Annotated in this window: 6 protein-coding genes; 3 read left to right on the top strand and 3 right to left on the bottom strand. The window is 58.0% G+C overall.

Annotation, left to right across the window (positions count from 1 at the left end; translation table 11 throughout):
• A partial coding sequence (locus EN925_RS22855; RefSeq protein ID WP_128336943.1) for a beta-glucosidase occupies nt 1-880 on the bottom strand: 880 nt, incomplete at its 3' end.
• 451 nt (nt 881-1,331) lie between these two features.
• Here EN925_RS22855 and EN925_RS22850 point away from each other — a divergent pair.
• A complete protein-coding gene (locus tag EN925_RS22850) occupies nt 1,332-1,607 on the top strand; it encodes a hypothetical protein (RefSeq protein WP_013525127.1) in 276 nt (91 codons plus the stop codon).
• 632 nt (nt 1,608-2,239) lie between these two features.
• On the opposite strand, the gene EN925_RS22840 is transcribed toward EN925_RS22850, so the two are convergent.
• Entirely contained in the window at nt 2,240-2,413 is a 174-nt protein-coding gene (locus tag EN925_RS22840) for a hypothetical protein (RefSeq protein ID WP_013525125.1), read from the bottom strand.
• Nucleotides 2,414-2,885: 472 nt separating this feature from the next.
• Complete coding sequence (locus EN925_RS22835) at nt 2,886-3,383, bottom strand: hypothetical protein (RefSeq protein WP_127388431.1); 498 nt, start codon at nt 3,381-3,383, stop codon at nt 2,886-2,888.
• A gap of 544 nt (nt 3,384-3,927) precedes the next feature.
• Here EN925_RS22835 and EN925_RS22830 point away from each other — a divergent pair.
• Complete coding sequence (locus tag EN925_RS22830) at nt 3,928-4,662, top strand: Crp/Fnr family transcriptional regulator (protein WP_013525123.1); 735 nt, start codon at nt 3,928-3,930, stop codon at nt 4,660-4,662.
• 19 nt (nt 4,663-4,681) lie between these two features.
• The gene (locus tag EN925_RS22825; RefSeq protein ID WP_024504626.1) at nt 4,682-4,918 is read left to right on the top strand and encodes a hypothetical protein; all 237 of its coding nucleotides are present in this window, start codon (nt 4,682-4,684) and stop codon (nt 4,916-4,918) included.
• Nucleotides 4,919-5,088: the final 170 nt, after the last annotated feature.

Genomic DNA, 5,088 nt, shown 5'->3' with positions numbered 1-5,088 from the left:
ATCGATGCGCGACCTCGATCAGCATCTCGGATAGGGCACGGTACTCGTGGTGCCCCATGGGAATCGTCGGCCCGTTGAGGTACCACTGATTGTGCGGGTAGAAATTCAGGCCAACGACATCGACAACATCGTCGCTGCCCCCCAACTCAGGCTCTGCCCGGCCCAGCAGCATGTCGTAAGCTTCGAACTGTCCGAGACGGGCATTTTCAGCCCGACGCCGTTCGGTCCGCGTCCGGTCGCGAGGGGCAATGTGGATAAGCGGCTCGGCCCAGACAAATCTGCAAGCGGGATCGACCTCGCGCATCGCGCGAACGCCAGCTATTGCAGCTCTCACGAGGTGCCTCTTGAACCATCCCCGCTTCTTCGGGCCAACGCGCGGGAAATAGCCAACCTCAACAGCCCAGGCGAAAAACGAGATTTCGTTGATCGGGCACAACAAAGGCGCTGTACCGGCGATTGAACGATGAACCCTCACAGCTTCTGCAGCGAACGAGGCATAGGCATCGATGAAATGCATCGACCCTTGATCAACGTGGTCTGGACATCCGTAGTGGAAGATGTCCCAGATGACCTGGACACCTGCCGATTGCGCTGCTTCGACCATCGGCGTCCAGCTTGACCAGTCATAGTTTCCAGGAGCGGTTTCGATGAGGTGCCAGCGCAACCCGTCGCGGACGGTACGAAGACCGAGTTCGGCGCAACCGCGGTAGTCGCCCAGGGCGTGCAAATAATGCGAGGTCGCACGGATAAGATCGAGGCGGACGCCGTCCTTGCGCCGGTGCGACGAGCACTCAAAACCAGCCATGAAAAAACTGGCGAAGGGCGACGTGCCCGCAATCGAAGTCACCTCATTGCCTTCGCTGTGTCGTGCTTCGCTCATACGAAGTCTCCTGCAGGCATTTGGGCTCAGTCTCGGCTGCCGAATGCAGATCGAAGCAGCCATGAGCAATCCGGCTGCCGTATCTCATCCGCCAGGCTGCACTTTCGTCCTGTGCTTAACGGGATGGTTCCAAACCGGATGATCGAGCCTTTGTTCCCGTCGACCCCGTCAGAGGCAGACAGCAGCCAGGGAAGAAGCTGCGCGAGGCAAGTCGGGGGTCAGGCACATGCCGTGATCGGATCATCCAACGCTCCGACGAAGGCAGGCGACAGTCCGTTCAAATTTCGACTTTCCAATATCGATCATGCAGGCGAGAGGGACGCGGCCCGTCGCGTCAAGCCGCTCCATCGATCTTTGCCGGCAGAGCGTGCGCCATTCAGCTCAAGCGGGAACATCGGCTACGTCAGCAAGTTTGATCGCCATAGCAAGGGGCCGCAGGGCGGGCGCGCAGATGAGACATCTGGTCAAGGAAATCCTGGTCGAGATCGCTGAAATCCTTCCAGCGATGGCTCAAAAGGGCGACAATTCGGCCGAAGCACTGCCTGTCCATGCGCCGAACTTCCCCCACGATCTGGAGCCGGTTATCCGGGCAGACCCTTCCTGCGAGGTGCCATCGCAACGCGCCGACGATCGGCATAAATCAGTCGCAGTTGAGCAAGCCGCAAGCTGTATGGAGGGATACGGCGCCGGCTCGGATGATCTTACCTTTGCCAGTCACTGCAGATGAATCCACGGTCAAGGCTCACGCCTCTGACGGGGACCACGCACGGCGTCGAGTGCCGAGCGAACGGCTTCAACGTTTGAGGTGTGGGGCCGGGCTTACGGCCTGAAGATCAACGGCGGTTGGCCTGCGCCTCTTCATCGCGCCATCGCTTCGGTCCGCCTGCGCTACGCGGCACAGTCGCGCGTGAGCCAAACCGTACCCACGGGTCAATCTCTTCTCCCAAGAAGGCCGCGCCATGGAGGGACCAATAGCGCGGCCCGGCCGAGGTATGACCCACTAGCCTTCGTCGGATGCCAGTGACAATATCCCACCAAGCGCCACCTGCAGCAGTTCCCTTGGACGGTCCTGTTCTGGCAATGAGATGATCCAGCCATAAGGTGCGCGGCTCAACAGCCTCTACCCCGTAGCATGTCTTTAAAGTGGCTTCTTCGAAGTGCGCTCCGGAGTGCAGCAGCCACATCACACGGGTTTTGTCGTCGACGCTGCCTTCTAAAGGCGCGTGGTAGCGGGAGCAGTCATGACACCCTCCGATGGGGCGGAAGCATGTTCTTCGCTCACAGCCGGCGGAGCCCAGAAACTACCGCCGCGAGAGCAATAATATTTTCAGTCGAGATCATGTGACCGGCAGAAGCGTTCTAGTGCCTCTCTTTCAGAAATCGGGCTTCACGAAGCAGCGAATTCCAATCCGTGCCGATAAGCTTGATCAGACCGCGCGCATCCGGCTCTGAAATACCGACTTCTTCAGACAGACGTCGGGCAAGCAATTGCTGATTGCCCTTTTCGACTCGGCCATCGCCATCCTTTTTCATTGGGTTCCTCCTTTGGGAAGCCAACTTGCGGAATGACCTTTCGTTTCACGAAACAAGAAAAAAGCCCGCGTCCGATTCGCGGCAGCGAGGATAGCGCCATTCGCTAGGGACTGTCGCAGGCGGTGCAAAGCAGGTCCACCTGGGGCGATCCAACACCACACACCTTCGATAACGTACGCAAACCGGTCCCAACAGAACCTGCGCGAAACCCATGCAAGCCGCGCCGAAACGCCCCGCAGCCCCTCAGAATTAATGGGGATTGGCATCGGTGGTGTGTTTTGGGACGTGGGCGGTCAGGGGGGTCTCCTGACCCCCATGTTGAGGAAATGCTTCGGTCCGGGGCCGCCACGGTCCTCGAACGTAGCGACTATGACGCCAGGGACTGGTATTTCAAGGGCCGCTATGGGAGATGGTCCAAGGGCGCGGGATGCTCGGATCAAAAACCGCGGGAACGCGGCCGTATCTTCTTTGATCACTGCCTGATGAACATGCCCGTATAGGTCTGGCCGGCGAGCGTATGGGTTGCGGTCAGCGTGCCGTCGGGCATCATCCTAAAACTGACGTCCGCGCCATTCGGGAGGCGCCCCAGCTTCAACGTATTCCCTACAATTTTTCCTTCGCCCGCGGCCTCACCCGGATTGTCATCGCTCAGAATTCCCCATGCGTAGGTTACGGTCACCTTTCCGTTTGAAGAAACAGATTGAACAGACAGTTTACCTTCATATGTGCCTTCCAATCGCCCGACCCAATTGCCCGAAAAAGCAGCGTACTTTGTTGGAACGCCCTTTGAAGGAGGAATGATTGCCACGGATTGATCCATTATTGCCGGGCCGGGGGGAACAACGGCAGGATCCAAGGCGGATTGGGAGGGAATGGCAGCAGGTTCGATAGCGGCGGATTGCAGCGGTTCAGGAGCCGATTGGCACGCGGGTAGGGCAAGTGCTGCGAAGGCCAGTATAAGGTTCCGCATCAATTTCTCCACATCGTTTCCGACGGACATATCCGAAAGCCCGCTGATCGGCAGAAAGTTCGATTCCCCACCAGGCCGGATTTTGGAGACGCCTGATGAACCATGAGTGACGCCAATAGATAGCCGCTCGTCAACCGTGTGGCGACATTGCGCGGCCGGACCTCAAGCGGGCTCGTTGAGATGCCCATTTGCAAGGCCGGATTTCTCGCTTCAGGTGAGACGCCTTTTGCCTGATGCCTGGCCGGAGCCATCTGGCCCTCATAGGTGAGGTTGCAGCGTCAGGCCTTGGCGGATCAACCACCTCATGTGATGTCGCAGCGACAATTGCGAGCGCAGCCTATGTCATAGGTTAATGCGCTGCTCGAGGGGCTCGATTATGGGTGTGCAGCACTCCTGTGCCCCGTGCAATGAAGTCCCGGCCAAGGACCTGCCTCGGCATCCTGAATTCCCAGTTCCCGACCAGCAGTCCGGCGCCTCGTTACGGCTATCCGGAACTTTTGACGCGGATGCAAGTTCGATAACCAACATCAGCTAGGTAGCCACTTTGTCACCCACTTCATCCTCGGATGTACTTATCCGCAAGCTCCAGAGCATCTCGGATCTCCGAGAGGGCGATATTGATGTTTTGAAAGACATCCAAATTCAGGAGAAGGATTTTCTTGCCAATTACGACCTGGTGCGTGAGGGTGACCGCCCTGTCAATTCGTTCGTGGTTTTGGATGGCCTGCTCGGTTCCACCAAACTTACCGGCGATGGCAAACGGCAGATTACATCCTTCTTTGTGGCTGGGGACATTCCCGATCTGCACGGACTGCATCTGTCGGTCATGGATTGCAATTTCACGACCCTGACAGCAGCCAGACTGGGCTTCATGCGACATGACGCTCTTCGCGCCATTTGCGAACAGCATCCCCGAATCGCGACGGCTTTTTGGCGCTCGACGCTGATCGATGCAGCGATTTACAGGGAATGGGTAACGAATGTGGGACGACGAGAGGCCTATACGCGCATGGCTCACATCTTGTGCGAACTGATCTTTCGCTTGCGCTCGGTTGGACGCATCCAGGATCACGTCGCGGATCTTCCCATTACCCAGGCAGCACTTGGCGATGCATTGGGCTTGTCTACAGTCCACGTCAACCGAATGCTTCAGGAACTTCGACGTAGAGGCCTCATCGCCACCACAGGCCCAAGGGTGCAGGCTCTTGATTGGCCCGGCCTCACTCGTGCAGGTGATTTCGAAACGACCTACCTGCACCAAAGGAACCCCGCAGCTTAGTGGTGACGGAAGCTTTCGGATGGCACGATTTTTCTTTGATAGTGGCGATCACGATGTGGTCATCCAGGACGAAATCGGCATCGAATGTGCCGGTCTGGAGGAGGTGCGCCGCGTGGGCTTCGAAGGCCTTATCGACCTTACGAAAGATGCACTGACCGAGGTGGACGGGCAGCAAGTATTTGTTGAAGTGCGGAACGAAAACGGCGACAGGATTCTGAGGCTGAGCATCTCGCTTCAGATCAAGCTGATGAGATAACGTGCGATAGGACTTGCTTCGACAGAACGCTGCCGAACGCCGGCACACCAAACGGAGCGGCGACGAAGCCGAATGCCCCGTGGCCGGACTGTCGCACGAAGATGCCGCCGCCATTTGCGACCAGCTCGGGTTCTCCACATTGGAGAAATCGGAAAGCCGCAGCAGAAGGG

It is taken from the genome of Mesorhizobium sp. M7A.F.Ca.US.006.04.2.1 (assembly GCF_004022915.1).
Classification (GTDB): Bacteria; Pseudomonadota; Alphaproteobacteria; order Rhizobiales; family Rhizobiaceae; genus Mesorhizobium; species Mesorhizobium ciceri.
Note: the sequence above shows the minus strand (reverse complement) of the source record. Positions and strands in the feature narration are given on the sequence as shown.

Coding starts and splice junctions, on each gene's coding strand:
- EN925_RS22850 (WP_013525127.1), top strand. CDS start 1,332: ATGAGACATCTGGTCAAGGAAATCCTGGTCGAGATCGCTGAAATCCTT.
- EN925_RS22840 (WP_013525125.1), bottom strand. CDS start 2,413: ATGAAAAAGGATGGCGATGGCCGAGTCGAAAAGGGCAATCAGCAATTG.
- EN925_RS22835 (WP_127388431.1), bottom strand. CDS start 3,383: ATGCGGAACCTTATACTGGCCTTCGCAGCACTTGCCCTACCCGCGTGC.
- EN925_RS22825 (WP_024504626.1), top strand. CDS start 4,682: ATGGCACGATTTTTCTTTGATAGTGGCGATCACGATGTGGTCATCCAG.